A 14,704-nucleotide genomic window follows, 5' to 3' on the forward strand; every position below is an offset into this window, starting at 1 on the left:
GAACAATATTGTCCAGCGCCCTATCTTCAAACGGAAAGAATGCTTTTCTATTTCTTTATAACCAAAGCGTCTGCTGCTGGTTTTTCGGCAGCAAATGGCTCACGCCGATACCGATCAGGCGGAAGGCGTCTTCACGTTGCGGAGGTATGCGTTGCAGCAAAGTATGCGCTGCCTGAAGCAGCGAGGCGCTATCGGGAAGGACGGAAGAATACGTCAGCGAACGCGTGATAATGCGGAAATCGTGGGTTTTGAGTTTGAGGGTAACGCCTTTGGCTTCGACGTTTTTGCGTTCGATTTGCCGCCAGAGGTCTTCGGCGAGGTGCGGCAAATGGCTTGAAGCCTGCGCCAAAGACAAATCTTCGGGTAAGGTGATTTCGGTTGAGATTTGCAGGCGTTCGCGTTCGGCTTTGACCGGCCGCTCGTCGATACCGCGTGCCAAATCGTAAAGGCGGTAGCCGTAGCGGCCGAAATGGTTTAAAAGTTCGCCGCGCTCAAAACGGCGCAAATCGCCGGCGGTTTGCATACCGAGGGCATTCATCTTTTTCAGTGTAACTTTGCCGACACCGGGAATCTTACCCAACGGCAGGCTCTCCAAAAACGCCATGATTTTTTGCGGCGGCAGCACAAACTGCCCGTTCGGTTTGCGCCAGTCAGAAGCGATTTTGGCCAAAAACTTATTGGGCGCGATACCCGCGGAGGCTGTCAAACCGGTTTCTTCAAAAATTTCAGCACGAATACGTTTGGCCACTTCGCTGGCGTACGGGATATTTTCAAAATTTTGGGTAACATCCAAATAGGCTTCGTCCAAAGACAAAGGCTCGATCAAATCGGTATAACGCCGAAACACGGCATGAATCTGCGCCGACACTTGACGGTACAAATCGAAATGAGGCTGCACAAACACCGCCTGCGGACACAGCCTTTTCGCCGTTGCCACCGACATGGCTGAGTGCAAACCGAATTTGCGCGCCTCATAAGAAGCGGCACAAATGACCGACCGCGTACCGTCCCACGCCACAACGACAGGCAGCCCTTTCAGGTGCGGCTGCTCGTGTAGTTCTACCGAAGCGTAGAATGCGTCCATATCGATATGGATGATTTTGCGTTGGGACATGGGAAAAGGTGGATAAGAAAAAGGCTTATTGTAACAAAAGGCCGTCTGAAGTTTCAGACGGCCTCTATGTTTAAGCCTTATTTTTTACTGGAAAGCTGGTCAAACAATCCGCCGTCGGCAAAGAATTTTTTCATGATTTCTTCCCACGGGCCAAATTTCTCATTCGGATTAAACGTCTCAATCTCAGGGAAATCGGCTTTGTGTTTCGCCAATACTTCGGCATTGCGCGGACGCAGATAAAGATTGGCGGCCAACTCTTGAGCCGGTTCGCTCCAGAGGTTTTGCAGATAGGCTTCGGCAGCGGAGCGTGTGCCTTTTTTGTCGACTACGCTGTCCACGACGGCAACCGGTGCTTCGGAAAGAATGGTGTAGCTCGGATAAACGATTTCAAACTGGTCTTGGGTCAGCTTTTTGCTGACGTAGTTGGCCTCATTTTCAAAGGTAACCAAGACATCGCCGATATTGCGTTGACTGAAGGTCGTCGTTGCCGCGCGACCGCCGTTTTCAAATACAGGCGTGTTTTTCAGCAATGCGGCCACAAAATCTTTGGTTTTGCCTTCATCGCCGTTATTCACTTTCAAGCCATAACCGTACGCACCCAAAAAGGCGTAGCGGCCGTTGCCGGTGGTTTTCGGGTTCGCCAAAACGATTTGCACGCCGTCTTTGGCCAAATCGCCCCAGTCTTGGATGTGTTTTGGATTGCCTTTGCGTACCAAGAAAACGACGTTACTGGTATAAGGCACGGCATTGTCCGGCAGACGGGTGTTCCAATCGGCTTTGACCAAACCTTTTTTCACCAAAAGCTCGATATCGGAAGTCTGGTTCATGGTCACCACATCGGCAGCCAAACCATTGGCGACAGCCAAAGCCTGCTTGCTGGAGCCGCCGTGCGACTGTTGGACTTCAACCGTTGCACCGCCGTTTTTCGCAGCATATTCTTTAACAAACAAAGGATTGTATTCTTTATAAAAATCTCGTGCGACATCATAAGAGACGTTCAACAGCTTCACATTACCGCCCTTGCCTGCGGAAGCGGCATTGTCGGCAGATTGTTCGTTTTTGGGAGAGCAGGCACTCAACGCCAGCGCGGCGGTCAATGCGGCAAAAGAAAGGGTACGGATATTCATGGTCGGCTCCTATTAAAAGTATGGCGATACTTTATCGGGATCGGAGGCAAACGGGAAATAATGTTTGCTTTTGGGTTTATCAGTTTTGGTTATATAAACCGAGGCCGTCTGAAATCAAAAAATAATTATTTATAACTATAAAATCTAAACCATATTATTTACAAAGTTAATAAAAAAGAGTACCGTTCGTATTCGCCGAATCATTAGGCGTTTTATTCAATAATCGAAAGATGGAGTGTAGAAACTATGAAACAATGGATGCTTTTAGGATTGCTGGGATTGGGCGCAGTGGCACAGGCACACGATGTTTGGGTGGCCGCACCGACACATCAGCCTGCCGGCCAAATCCTGCATGCGGATTTGGGTTACAGCCATGACTTCCCTAATGTCGAAAAAATCGCCGACGACCGCGTACATATTTTCAAACCGCTGCAATTGACCGGCAGCTCAAAGAAAACCGTTGATTTGGTAAATAAAGGCGAAAACTATCAATACGTTTCTAAAGCCGCTTTGCCTGAAGGCTCCTACTGGGTCAGCGCAACCTACAAACCGACTTTCTGGTCGAAAAACCAAGACGGCTGGAAACAGCAAACCTTGAAACAGCTGGCCGGTTCAACCTATTGCGAACAATCTCAAATGTTCGGCAAGAGCTTTGTCCAAGTAGGCAACGGCGCAGTTGATGAAGCTGTGTTGACCCGCCCTATCGGCCAAGAGCTGGAACTGGTTCCGCTGAAGAATCCGAACGAAGTCAAAGCCGGCGGTATTTTGCCGGTCAAAGTCCTGTACAAAGGCGAGCCTTTGGTTAAAGCCACAGTTACCGCCAGCTCGGACACTTTGGCGGAAATGGACTTGGAATCAACCCACGACCACCGCGAGCCTCAAGGCTTTTCCGGCAAAACCGATAAAAACGGCGTGGTCAATGTGATTACTCTGATTGACGGTTTGTGGAAAATCAAAGTGGTGAACGAGACCGATTACGGCGATAAAAGCGTATGTCAGAAAGACAATACTTACGCAACGCTGATTGTGCCTGTCGGTACCAAACGCGCGGCTGCACGCCATGCCCATCAGCATTAACAGCCATTAAAAAGGCCGTCTGAACTTTCAGACGGCCTTAATTTATTCCCATTCATAACCCAAATTTCTAAAAAAACGGGAGTATGTTTCCAACTCATCACCATTTAATTGGGTAAAACAGATACGGTTGCAGCCAGTCAAGACCACATTGCCCATCCAGTGCGCCCCAAAGACGCGCTCTAAAGGGACATTCCTCATTTGATTGATAAACGGTACTTCTGAAGAAAATTGCGTAGCAATATTCGGAGGCGCAAATTTCAAACCTAAGTCCTGCAATCTATAACGGTGTTGCGCCGTCAAAAACATATCCTCGTGGTGCAGCCGTACCAGCCATTCCATATCGGCAATTTTCTCGTCTTTCGGCGGCAAAGGCGGTCGGATTTCTACATTTAAACCCAGTTGTCGCGGCATGGTTAAAAGCCGCTTGCTGCGCAGGCTGAAACCGCCGTTCTGCGGCTCGTCCAAATTCGGAGAAGTCTGAATCAGATGTTGTTTAGCCAAATATTGGTCGGTTCCTTTCAGGAAAAACTGCCCGTCTGCTTCGGTTTCCAACAAAATCGGCAAAGGTGCGCCGATATAATCATATTCCCGATAGGCATCCTGCCAGTTTTGACCGTTCAACACCCAGCCGTCATTTTGAACGATCAAACAATAATCAGTATCGATGTAATACATCAGTTGGTACAAAACAAACAGATTGTATTCTAAATAACCGAATTTCCGGCAAGGCTGATGTCGGATATTTTCCGGCAAACCTTGCGGACAACTCGGGCTGATCAGCAATCCACGGCTTCCGGGCAATTCGGCGCAGCTGCGGATAATGGCATACATCGTGCCCTCGGTATAAGAATCTGCGCCGGTAATACTAACCACGGTAATGTCAGCAAAACTCATTATATGTTTCTCCTGTTTCAGACGGCCTTTACGTTATTTACGACGCCTTATTGCAGATATCTTTCAAGCGATACAAGGCATCCAAGGCTTCGCGCGGCGTAAGGTTGTCGGGCTGAATTTGCGCCAAAGCTTCAGCCAATTCATTGGTCTGCAAATTATCGACAGGCTCAACTTCTTGTTCTTTCCCTTCCTCATCTTCCCTATTTTCAGACGGCATGGCGCTGAAAATATCCAACTGCGGACGGTTGGCGGCGGCTTGGTTTTCCAAATCGTTTAAATGCTTTTGAGCCGCCTTCAATGCGCGGTTGGGCAGGCCGGCGAGTTTGGCAACGGCGATACCGTAGCTTTTGCTGGCGGGGCCGGGTTCGATGTGGTGGAGGAAGACGATGTCCTGTCCTTGTTCAAGTGCGGAGAGGTGCATATTGACTGCTGTTGCGTGGGCTTCGGGCAGTTTGGTCAGCTCGAAATAGTGGGTGGCGAAGAGGCTGAAGGATTTATTTTTTTGCAGCAGGTGTTCGGCAATGGCTTGGGCAAGGGCGAGGCCGTCAAAAGTCGAAGTGCCGCGACCAACTTCGTCCATAAGGACGAGGGATTGGTCGGTGGCGTGGTGGAGGATGTAGGCGGTTTCGCTCATTTCAACCATGAAGGTGGAGCGGTTGGAGGCTAAATCATCCGATGCGCCGATGCGGGTGAAGATTTGGTCGATAGGGCCGATTTGGGCTGAATCGGCAGGCACGAAGCTGCCGGTGTGCGCCATGAGGACAATATGGGCGACTTGGCGCATGTAGGTGGATTTGCCGCCCATGTTGGGGCCGGTCAGGAGCATGAGGCGGTGTTTGTGGTCGAGGCGGGTGTGGTTGGCGGTGAAGTGGCGCACTTGTTGCTCGACGACGGGATGGCGGCCGTTTTCGATATGGATGACCGGATAGTCGGCGAACTCGGGACAGACGAAACCGCGTTCGGCCGCAATCGCGGCGAAGGTGGAGAGTACGTCGAGGGCGGCGGCGGCTTTGGCGGCTTTTTGAAGCTGGGGAAGGGTCGTCTGAATGTCTTTGAGGAGGGCTTCAAACAGGCGTTTTTCCAATGCCAATGCCTGCTCTTGCGCGGTCAGGACTTTGTCTTCGAAGGTTTTGAGTTCGGGGGTGATGAAGCGTTCGGCGTTTTTCAGGGTCTGGCGGCGTTGGTAGTCGGAGGGGGCTTGTTCGGCCTGGACTTTGGATAGCTCGATGTAGAAGCCGTGGACGCGGTTGAACTCGACTTTGAGGGTGGAGAGGCCGGTGCGTTCGCGTTCGCGCGCTTCGAGGTCGAGCAGGAATTCGTCGCCGTGGTTTTGGATGTGGCGCAGTTCGTCGAGTTCTGCGCAATAGCCTTGGTTGATGACGCCGCCGTCTTTAAGCCAGACGGCGGGTTCGGGCATTACGGCGGCTTTGAGGGTTTCGGCAACGGGCAGGGTTTCGGGGAAAACGGCTTTGAGGGTTTCCAACAGGCTGCTGCCCTCGGCGGATAATTCGATTTCGGATAGGGCAAACAGGCTGTCGCGCAGGGCGGCGAGGTCGCGCGGACGGGCGTTGCCGACGGCGATGCGGGCGGCGATGCGTTCGATGTCTGCGATGTTTTTCAGACGGCCTTGCAGGGTTTCGTATTGCGAACCCAGCGCGGCAACGGCTTCTTGGCGGGCGCGGATATGGACGCGGCTGCGTAAGGGGTGGTGCAGCCAGAGTGCCAAGAGGCGGCTGCCCATGTGGGTGGCGCAGCCGTCGAGTATGGAAAACAGGGTCGGCGATTTTTTGCCGGAGAGGGTTTGCGTGATTTCGAGATTGCGGCGCGTGGCGGCGTCCATGCCGATATATTGGCTGTCGGTTTCGAGCGAAATGCCGTCTAAGTGTTGCGGCATCAGGTTTTGCGTCAGGCGGATGTAGTTCAACAGCGCGCCCGCCGCACCGACAGCGGCTTCGTGTTCCTTGCCGTCCAAACCGAAGCCGTGCAGGTCTTGGCAGCCGAAATATTCGGTCAATAATTTCGCGCCCGCGTCGGCGGCAAACTGCCATGAGTTCAGGCGCGTGATGTTGGCAGAGGTCGTCTGAAAACCATTAGGCAGGCTTTTGCCTTCGGGCAACAGGATTTCCGCCGCCTGCAAACGCGCCAGCTCGTCGGCGAGTTTGTCCGCCGTCGTCAGCTTGGTTTTGAATTCGCCGCTTTGCAAAGATGCCCACGCGATGGCGATGTGTTTTTTATCCGCGTTCACCGCCGCGATGCGGTTGGTTTCCTTGTCTTCCAAAAATGCCGCGTCGGTCAGCGTGCCGGGCGTAACGATGCGCACGACTTTGCGCTCCACCGGTCCTTTGCCCGCGCCGACTTCGCCCACCTGCTCGCACACCGCCACGCTTTTGCCCATCTTCACCAGCCGCGCCAGATACTGCTCCGCCGCATGAAACGGCACACCCGCCATCTTAATCGGCACGCCGTCCATCTGCCCGCGCGTGGTCAGGGTAATGTCCAACAGCTTTGCCGCCTCCACTGCGTCATCCAAAAACAACTCGTAAAAATCGCCCATGCGGTAAAACACCAGCTTGTCGGCGTGTTGCGATTTGATGGCGAGATACTGCTGCATCATCGGGGAAACGGTGGGTTTGGACATGGAAAAGCCTTAGAAACGCAAAAGCGTTATTGTAACAAAAGGCCGTCTGAAAAACAGGTTTCAGACGGCCTTTAACAGCAGCTTGGTTTTAAGCCAAAGCTACTTCCAAATTATCAATCAGGCGCGTGGTACCCAAACGTGCGGCAGCAAGCACCACCAATTCTTTATCGCCAACATGAGCCACTGCCAAACTGTGTGCATGGCGGATTTCAACGTAATCAACCACCCAGCCGGCATCGGTCAAACGGCGGATACATTCGGCTTCAAGCTGGGCGTAATCCAGATTGCCGTTTTTCAAGGCGGCGGCAATGTTTTGTAACTCTTGATAGAGACGGGGCGCTTCTGCGCGTTCTGCTTCGCTCAAATATTGGTTGCGACTGGAAAGTGCCAGGCCGTCTGAAGCGCGACCGGTATCGACAGGAACGATTTCGATATTGAAATTCAAGTCTTCGACAAAGCCTTTGATAATCGCCAGCTGCTGATAGTCTTTTTTGCCGAAACAGGCGGTATCGGGTTGAACAATGTTGAACAACTTAGTCACAACGGTCGCCACGCCGCGGAAATGGCCCGGACGGAATTTGCCGCACAATTCATTTTGCAGGTGCGGAGGCTCGACATTGAAACGCTGTTCCACATTCGGATACAGCTCTTTTTCATCAGGCGCGAACACGACGGCAACGCCCTCGCCTGTCAATTTGTCGGCATCTTGTTGCAAAGTGCGCGGATATTTGTCGAAATCCTCGCCTTGTCCGAATTGCAGGCGGTTGACAAAAATACTGACCACAACGTTATCGGCACGTTTTTTTGCTTCGCGCACCAGCGCAAGATGGCCTTCGTGCAGATTGCCCATGGTCGGTACAAATGCCACTTTTCCGGCAGTTTTGCGCCACTCGCGCAATTCTTTAATCGTATGAATAATTTGCATGGTTTGAAAAATCCTTTATTTTTTCCGCTGTTTCATCAACGGGAATCACGCGCCGATTATACGCTTTTATTCATCGAAAAGGCCGTCTGAAATAAGTTTCAGACGGCCTGGTTTTTATTTTATCCGGCAAACGTATGTTCGACAGATGGGAACGTTTTTGCTTTGACTTCGTCCACATAGGCTTTGACCGCAGCTTGAACGCTGTCTTTGCCCTGCATAAAGTTCTTCACGAATTTGGCGGTTTTACCTGGGAAAATGCCGAGCATATCGTGCATCACCAAAACCTGACCGTCGCAATCCACGCCTGCGCCAATGCCGATGGTCGGGCAAGAAACGGTCTCGGTCACTTTTTTCGCCAATTCCGCAGGAACGCATTCCATCAATACGATTGCCGCACCTGCCGCATCATGCGCTTTAGCGTCGTTGAGCAACGCTTCCGCCTTGTCGCCTCGGCCTTGAACTTTATAGCCGCCGAATGCAAACACGGATTGCGGAGTCAGGCCGATGTGGGCGCAAACAGGGATACCGCGCATTTGCAGAAATTCAGTGGTCTCCGCCATCCAGACACCGCCTTCGAGCTTGACCATATGCGCGCCGGCCGCCATCAACTCAGCCGCCGCCGCAAATGCCTGCTCTTTGCTCTGCTGATAAGCACCAAACGGCAAGTCGCTGACAATCATGGCATTTTTAGTACCGCGAGCCACGCATTCAGTGTGGTAGCACATATCCTGCAAGCTCACCGGCAAAGTGGACTGACGGCCTTGCACCGCCATACCCAAAGAATCACCGACCAGCAGTACATCTACTCCGGCATTGTCCATCAGCGCGGCAAAGCTGGATTCATAAGCGGTCAGCATGGCGATTTTCTCGCCCTCTGCTTTCATTTTTTGCAAAGTGTTTACGGTAATCATGGTGTTTTGTGTGTTCCGCCCGACGGGCAGCCCTTTGTTGTAATGGAAACGCGGTATTATAAGGTCTGCTTTTAAAATATCAAAGCATAAGCAAAAGCCCGACTGCTTTCACAATCGGGCTTTTAATTGGTGCCGGCACCAAGAGTCGAACTCGGGACCCCCTGATTACAAGTCAGGTGCTCTACCAACTGAGCTATACCGGCTTACTGAAATGCCTTGCAGCACCATCAGTCTTTAACTGGTGCCGGCACCAAGAGTCGAACTCGGGACCCCCTGATTACAAGTCAGGTGCTCTACCAACTGAGCTATACCGGCAAGGAAGTCGGCATTATGCCGATAAGTTCCCATCTTGGCAAGCATTTTAAAACAAAGTTACTCACGAAATTATAAAAACCAATGATTTTAAAGAAAATTAAATACACACCTTATTTTCCAATCCAATACGCTCAAAGGCCGTCTGAAAACCGCCCCAGCGCAAAACATCATTGTTTCTGTTAAAATAACGCCTTTTACATCTTTCGTCTGCACCCATGCCACCCCGCCATCCTTACCGCCGCCTGCGCCCAGCCAAATCCCATCTGCCCGAAGTCGGCATCTCCGAAGAAGGCAATATCCGTTCCCTGCACTTGGGCAGCGACACCATTCAAAGCTCCATGAATGTCGATCATCCGTCCGAGCTGGTGTTGTCGTACAGCCGCGCCATGATGGGTTGGCTGCTGTTTGCAGAAACCCCGCCCAAACACATCACCCAAATCGGCTTGGGCGGCGGCTCGTTTGCCCGTTGGATAGATAGCTATCTGCCCCACACCAAGCAAACCGCCATTGACATCAATCCGCAAGTCATCGCCGTAGCGCGCAGCCTGTTTGAATTGCCGCACGAAGGCGAAAATTTTGAAATTATCGAGGCGGATGGTGCGGAATATATTAAAGTGTTCCGCCACAATACCGATGTGATTTTGGTAGATGGTTTTGACGGCGAACAGATTATCGATGCTTTGGTAGAAGAACCCTTCTTCCAAGACTGCCGCAACGCCCTTTCCCCCGACGGCGTATTTGTCACCAACTGGTGGAGCGGCGACCAGCGTTACCAACGCTTTGTCGAACGCCTGCTCAACGTCTTTGACGGCCGCGTACTCGAGCTGCCTGCCGAGAGCCACGGCAACGTAGCAGTCATGGCATTCCAAAGCAGCCCCAAAGAGCAAAATCTCGACAACCTGAAAAAACGCGCCGAAAAATTAAGCGAAAAATACGGCTTGGACTTCAAACGGATGCTTGCTGATTTGAAAGCCAACAATCAAAACAACGGCAAGAATTTTTATCTGTAAACCGTTTCAGGCCATCTGAAAAAACAAACAAGGACACACTCATGCTCAAACCTGACATCATTCAAATCCCCGGCCCGGCCGGTTTGCTGGAAACCATCTACCTGCCAAGCACACAAGAATCCGCCCGCGGCGTTGCCGTCATCAACCACCCCAATCCCCTGCAAGGCGGCACCAACACCAACAAAGTCATCCAAACCGCCGCCAAAGCCCTCAGCCAACTCGGCTTCCATTGCTATCTGCCCAATTTGCGCGGCGTAGGCAATAGCGAAGGCGAACACGATTACGGCCGCGGCGAAACGCAAGACTGTATTGCCGTTATCGACTACGCCCGCGCGCAACATCCAGACGCACCGCAATTCGCCCTGGCCGGCTTCTCATTCGGCGGCTACGTTTCCACCTTTGCCGCCCAAGAACGCACGCCTGATTTGCTGTTGCTGATGGGCGCCGCCGTCCATCACTACACCGACCGCCCGGAACCATCAGACGTTCCCAACGTCGCCAAAACATTGATGATTCATGGCGCGGAAGACGAAGTCGTTGAAATCAACAAAGCCCTGACATGGGCAGAACCACAAGGCCTGCCGGTTGTAACCATTGCCGGCTCGTCCCATTTCTTCCACGGCAAACTCATCGTTTTACGCGATACGATCACACGGTTTGCACCGGCTTTATTAGGCTAAAATACAGCTACAAAATAAAACAAGGCCGTCTGAAAGCTTTTTCAGACGGCCTTGTTTGTATGAAAACCTTATTATCAAATATCAGGCTCAAGTATTCAGAAATCCATCAAGGATTTTCTACTTAACATCTCAATTCTGAGTCAACCAATACTGCAAACCAATCAAAGTCTTACCATCTTTGATTTCATCGTTTACCAATGCATTACGCACCTCGTCCTTGCTCATCAGGACAGTTTCTGTAATTTCATCCTCATCGTTGCTCAACTCGCTGCCCAAACGCACGCCTTGCGCTTGGTAAAGATACATTTTTTCATCACAAAAACCGACTGCGGTATAAAAGGAGTACAACAGTTTGACACTGTCGGCGACATATGGCGTTTCTTCCGCCAACTCACGCAAAGCGCATTCGGCAGGATCTTCGCCTGCAATATCCAATTTACCCGCAGGCAATTCCAACGTCGCCTGATCGGCTGCATAACGCCATTGGCGCACCAAAACAACTTTGCCGTCTTCCGTTTCCGCCAATACACACGCAGCACCCGGATGGCGGATCACAACCCGTTGGCTTTCGTTGCCGTTGGGCAGGCGCACCCGATCGCGGCTGATGGTAACAAAAGAACCTTCGTAGATTGGCTCACTGCTTAATTTAGTTTCTTTCAAATCCATTTTTTACCTCATTTCCAAATTATTAAAATATTAAAGGCCGTCTGAAATCCTTTTTCAGACGGCATAGATAAGCCTTATTCCCGAGCGCGTTCAATTTCAATACCGACCTGCGCCACATCGGGCAAGATACCCGGTTTCACAATACGGACGCGCACTTTGGCCGCACCAAAATCATTTAAAATCAATTGGGCGATATATTCCGCCAAAGCTTCCAGCAGTAAAAAATCCTGTTCGGCAAGGCTGCGGCGTACGACTTCGCATACTTCGCCATAATGGATGGTATCGCCGATATCGTCGCTCGTGCCGGTACGCTCGGGAACACTGATTTCCAAATCCAAAATCAAAGTCTGTTTACGCTCGCGTTCCCAATCATATACGCCGATTAAAGTATCGGCCTTCATGCCGTACAAAAAGATTTTATCCATTTGCCTGTCCGTTTTTTTGATAGAATAACCGTTCCCATTTTAAGTAAAGCACCCAAAATGTTCAATGTACTCGCCATTATTGCCGCCTATCTTATCGGCTCCCTGTCTTTTGCCGTCATCGTATCAAAATATTACGGCATGGACGATCCGCGCACTTACGGCTCCGGCAACCCCGGTGCCACCAACGTCTTGCGCAGCGGTAAGAAAAAAGCGGCCGCACTGACCTTGCTCGGCGATGCAGTAAAAGGCTTGGTTGCCGTCATCTTGGCACGCTGTCTGCAAGATGCTTTAGATTTATCGGATGCAACGATAGCCCTGGTCGCCATTGCCGCATTGGTCGGTCATATGTGGCCAATATTTTTCAATTTTAAAGGCGGCAAAGGCGTAGCCACCGCATTGGGTGTCTTGCTCGCCCTCTCCCCTGCAACCGCCCTGCTCTGTGCCTTAATTTGGCTGGTCATGGCATTCGGTTTCAAAGTATCCTCCCTCGCTGCACTGGTCGCCACCGTCTGTGCCCCAATCTTCGCCTTCTTCATGATGCCACACGCCTCTTGGGCATGGGCAACCGTATTCATTGCAGCATTGGTGTTGTACCGCCATAAAAGCAATATTCAAAACCTGATTCAAGGCAAAGAAAGCAAAATCGGGGATAAAGCCGGAAAATCTTAAAAGTGTAGATGGCCGTCTGAAAATATATTTTTCAGACGGCCTTTATAGTTTTTATTCACGCATAATCAGTCAATCTTAATATATTCCACCGACAGAATCTCTATAACCTCACGCCCTTCCGGTGTATTCAAGACAACTTCATCGCCTTCGCGTGCTTTAATCAGGCTGCGCGCCAAAGGGGAAATCCATGAGATTTTGTTTTTAGCAGTATCGATTTCATCTACGCCGACGATTTTGACGGTTTGTTCACGACCGTCTCCGCGCAATAAGCCAACGGTGGCGCTGAAAAAAACCTGGTCCGTGGCTTCGCGCGCTTCAGGGTCGACGACAACGGCTGCTTCCAAGCGTTTGGTTAGGAAGCGGATACGGCGGTCGATTTCGCGCATACGGCGTTTGCCGTAAAGATAGTCACCATTTTCGCTGCGGTCTCCATTGCTTGCCGCCCAGTTAACGATTTGGACGATTTCCGGGCGTTCTTTGTTGACCAGGTGATAAAGTTCGTCTTTCAATGCCTGCCAACCGGTAGGCGTGATGTAATTTTTGGTTTCGGTACTCATGATGTGTTTAAAACATAATTAAAGGCCGTCTGAACGTTAATTTTCAGACGGCCTTTATTGTAAGTCAATTTACTTTATTCTTCATCATCATCGCTATCACTGATACTGATGCTGTGTTCCATTTTGCTTGGATGAACTTTCAAGCCGCCACAACCTGATTTTTCGGTAGAGAGACGGTTTAGATACACTTCATCGATATCGCCGGTTTGATAAACACCGTTGAAACATGAAGAATCAAAGGATTCGATTTTTGGATTGAGTGCTTTGACTACTGCTTCCAAGTCTTCTAAGTTTTGGAAGACGATGCCATCCGCGCCAATCTCGGTTGCGATTTCTGCTGCGCTGCGGCCGTTTGCAATCAGTTCTTCACGGGTCGGCATATCGATACCGTACACATTCGGATAGCGCACTTCGGGAGCAGCAGACGCAATGTAAACTTTGCGTGCGCCTGCCGCGCGTACCATTTCAACGATTTCACGGCTGGTCGTACCGCGCACGATGGAATCATCCACCAACAAAACGCTTTTGCCGTTAAACTCGGTTTCCATCGGGCTGAGTTTTTGGCGCACTGATTTTTTGCGTGTTGCTTGGCCGGGCATAATAAAGGTGCGGCCGATGTAGCGGTTTTTAATCAGACCTTCGCGGTAAGGTTTTTCGAGATGGACGGCAAGCTCCATCGCGCTGGGTCGGCTGGTATCGGGAATCGGCATCACGACATCGATATCATCGACAGGCAGCTCGCGTTTGATTTTTTCTGCCAAAGATACGCCCATATCCATACGGGACTGATAAACGGAAACGCCATCGATGACGGAGTCCGGGCGGGCAAAATAAACATATTCAAAAAGACAAGGGCTTAATTTGGCTTTATCGCTGCATTGACGGGAAATAATCGTGCCATCAAAACCAATAAATACGGCTTCTCCCGGCTGGATATCGCGTTCCAAATCATAGGCAAGTGCATTAAAGGCAACGGATTCGGAGGCAACGGCATAAGATTTTTTGCCGGATTCGTCAATTTGCGAACCCAAAACCAACGGACGGATACCGAAAGGATCCCGGAAAGCCAGCATGCCGTATCCTGCAATCATGGCTACTACGCCGTATGCGCCGCGCACCAAACGGTGCACTTCAGAAACGGCGTTGAAAATATTGTCGATAGTGAGTTGGTAAGAAACTGTATTTTTAGAGACTTTGCGGCGTAATTCGTGTGCGAATACATTGAGTAGGACTTCAGAATCGGAGCTGGTATTAACGTGGCGCAGGTGTTTGTTGCATACGTTTTCATAGAGCTCTTCAGTATTGGTCAGATTACCATTGTGTGCCAAAACAATGCCGAATGGGGAGCTGACATAAAACGGCTGGGCTTCTGCGCTGCTGCCCGCATTGCCTGCAGTCGGATAGCGGACATGTGCAATGCCTGCATTACCGACCAAGTCACGCATATTACGGGTACGGAACACTTCGCGCACCATGCCCTTGCCCTTGTGCATATGAAATATATTGCCTTCGGCAGTAACAATACCTGCTGCGTCCTGACCACGGTGTTGCAACATCTGCAAACCATCATACAACATCTGATTGACCGGTTCATGACTAACCAAACCTAATACACCACACATATCGTGCTTCTCCGAGTTTGAAGATTAAATGGGTAAGCCGTCATTATAAAATAATTTAGATGAGTTTGCTCAAA

General features: G+C 50.8%; 14 protein-coding genes and 2 tRNA genes. 4 read left to right on the forward strand and 12 right to left on the reverse strand.

All coding sequences use genetic code 11. The features are described from left to right. Nucleotides 1–55 precede the first annotated feature (55 nt). Entirely contained in the window at nucleotides 56–1,114 is a 1,059-nt protein-coding gene (gene dinB, locus ACTHSA_RS04625) for a DNA polymerase IV (protein WP_004521080.1), read from the reverse strand. Nucleotides 1,115–1,191: 77 nt separating this feature from the next. Next, nucleotides 1,192–2,235, reverse strand: a complete 1,044-nt coding sequence (locus ACTHSA_RS04630) for a sulfate ABC transporter substrate-binding protein (protein WP_191620581.1) — start codon at nucleotides 2,233–2,235, stop codon at nucleotides 1,192–1,194. Between the two features lie 252 nt (nucleotides 2,236–2,487). Between ACTHSA_RS04630 and ACTHSA_RS04635 the strand changes: the two genes are divergently transcribed. After that, nucleotides 2,488–3,318 (forward strand): DUF4198 domain-containing protein, encoded by an 831-nt coding sequence (locus tag ACTHSA_RS04635; RefSeq protein ID WP_219088717.1) that lies wholly within the window; start codon nucleotides 2,488–2,490, stop codon nucleotides 3,316–3,318. A gap of 42 nt (nucleotides 3,319–3,360) precedes the next feature. Here ACTHSA_RS04635 and ACTHSA_RS04640 read toward each other — a convergent pair whose 3' ends face one another. The 6 genes from ACTHSA_RS04640 to ACTHSA_RS04665 all read right to left on the reverse strand — a co-directional run bounded on the left by ACTHSA_RS04640 (nucleotide 3,361) and on the right by ACTHSA_RS04665 (nucleotide 9,001). After that, on the reverse strand, nucleotides 3,361–4,212 hold the full coding sequence (locus ACTHSA_RS04640) for a DUF5672 family protein (protein ID WP_440378818.1): 852 nt from the start codon (nucleotides 4,210–4,212) through the stop codon (nucleotides 3,361–3,363). A 37-nt stretch (nucleotides 4,213–4,249) separates the two neighbouring features. After that, a complete protein-coding gene (gene mutS, locus ACTHSA_RS04645; protein WP_440361183.1) occupies nucleotides 4,250–6,850 on the reverse strand; it encodes a DNA mismatch repair protein MutS in 2,601 nt (866 codons plus the stop codon). Between the two features lie 88 nt (nucleotides 6,851–6,938). Beyond that, nucleotides 6,939–7,775 (reverse strand): pantoate--beta-alanine ligase, encoded by an 837-nt coding sequence (gene panC / locus ACTHSA_RS04650; RefSeq protein WP_254323800.1) that lies wholly within the window; start codon nucleotides 7,773–7,775, stop codon nucleotides 6,939–6,941. 119 nt (nucleotides 7,776–7,894) lie between these two features. Next, nucleotides 7,895–8,686: a 3-methyl-2-oxobutanoate hydroxymethyltransferase gene (panB, locus tag ACTHSA_RS04655; RefSeq protein ID WP_049333454.1), complete on the reverse strand. Its 792-nt coding sequence runs from the start codon at nucleotides 8,684–8,686 to the stop codon at nucleotides 7,895–7,897. Nucleotides 8,687–8,813: 127 nt separating this feature from the next. Further along, nucleotides 8,814–8,889, reverse strand: a tRNA-Thr gene (locus tag ACTHSA_RS04660). A gap of 36 nt (nucleotides 8,890–8,925) precedes the next feature. Then, nucleotides 8,926–9,001, reverse strand: a tRNA-Thr gene (locus ACTHSA_RS04665). A 215-nt stretch (nucleotides 9,002–9,216) separates the two neighbouring features. On the opposite strand from ACTHSA_RS04665, the gene ACTHSA_RS04670 reads away from it, so the two are divergent. Together ACTHSA_RS04670 and ACTHSA_RS04675 are read left to right on the forward strand one after the other, a co-directional pair. Then, nucleotides 9,217–10,011 (forward strand): polyamine aminopropyltransferase, encoded by a 795-nt coding sequence (locus ACTHSA_RS04670; RefSeq protein ID WP_003685283.1) that lies wholly within the window; start codon nucleotides 9,217–9,219, stop codon nucleotides 10,009–10,011. Nucleotides 10,012–10,052: 41 nt separating this feature from the next. Continuing rightward, complete coding sequence (locus ACTHSA_RS04675; RefSeq protein ID WP_049336520.1) at nucleotides 10,053–10,691, forward strand: alpha/beta hydrolase; 639 nt, start codon at nucleotides 10,053–10,055, stop codon at nucleotides 10,689–10,691. A gap of 129 nt (nucleotides 10,692–10,820) precedes the next feature. On the opposite strand, the gene ACTHSA_RS04680 is transcribed toward ACTHSA_RS04675, so the two are convergent. Next, complete coding sequence (locus tag ACTHSA_RS04680) at nucleotides 10,821–11,357, reverse strand: NUDIX hydrolase (protein ID WP_004520157.1); 537 nt, start codon at nucleotides 11,355–11,357, stop codon at nucleotides 10,821–10,823. A 74-nt stretch (nucleotides 11,358–11,431) separates the two neighbouring features. Beyond that, nucleotides 11,432–11,782 carry a dihydroneopterin aldolase gene (gene folB, locus ACTHSA_RS04685; protein WP_004520156.1) on the reverse strand — a complete coding sequence of 117 codons (351 nt, stop codon included), beginning with the start codon at nucleotides 11,780–11,782 and terminating at the stop codon, nucleotides 11,432–11,434. A gap of 57 nt (nucleotides 11,783–11,839) precedes the next feature. Here folB and plsY point away from each other — a divergent pair, with 57 nt between their 5' ends. Beyond that, nucleotides 11,840–12,451, forward strand: coding sequence for a glycerol-3-phosphate 1-O-acyltransferase PlsY (gene plsY / locus ACTHSA_RS04690; protein WP_004520155.1), 612 nt, complete (start codon nucleotides 11,840–11,842; stop codon nucleotides 12,449–12,451). A 65-nt stretch (nucleotides 12,452–12,516) separates the two neighbouring features. Here plsY and greB read toward each other — a convergent pair whose 3' ends face one another. Together greB and purF are read right to left on the reverse strand one after the other, a co-directional pair. After that, on the reverse strand, nucleotides 12,517–13,008 hold the full coding sequence (greB, locus tag ACTHSA_RS04695) for a transcription elongation factor GreB (RefSeq protein WP_004520154.1): 492 nt from the start codon (nucleotides 13,006–13,008) through the stop codon (nucleotides 12,517–12,519). A gap of 74 nt (nucleotides 13,009–13,082) precedes the next feature. Then, nucleotides 13,083–14,630, reverse strand: coding sequence for an amidophosphoribosyltransferase (gene purF / locus ACTHSA_RS04700; protein WP_004520153.1), 1,548 nt, complete (start codon nucleotides 14,628–14,630; stop codon nucleotides 13,083–13,085). Nucleotides 14,631–14,704: the final 74 nt, after the last annotated feature.

Source organism: Neisseria sp. P0008.S002, from assembly GCF_051962805.1.
In the GTDB taxonomy this organism is placed as follows: Bacteria; Pseudomonadota; Gammaproteobacteria; order Burkholderiales; family Neisseriaceae; genus Neisseria; species Neisseria perflava.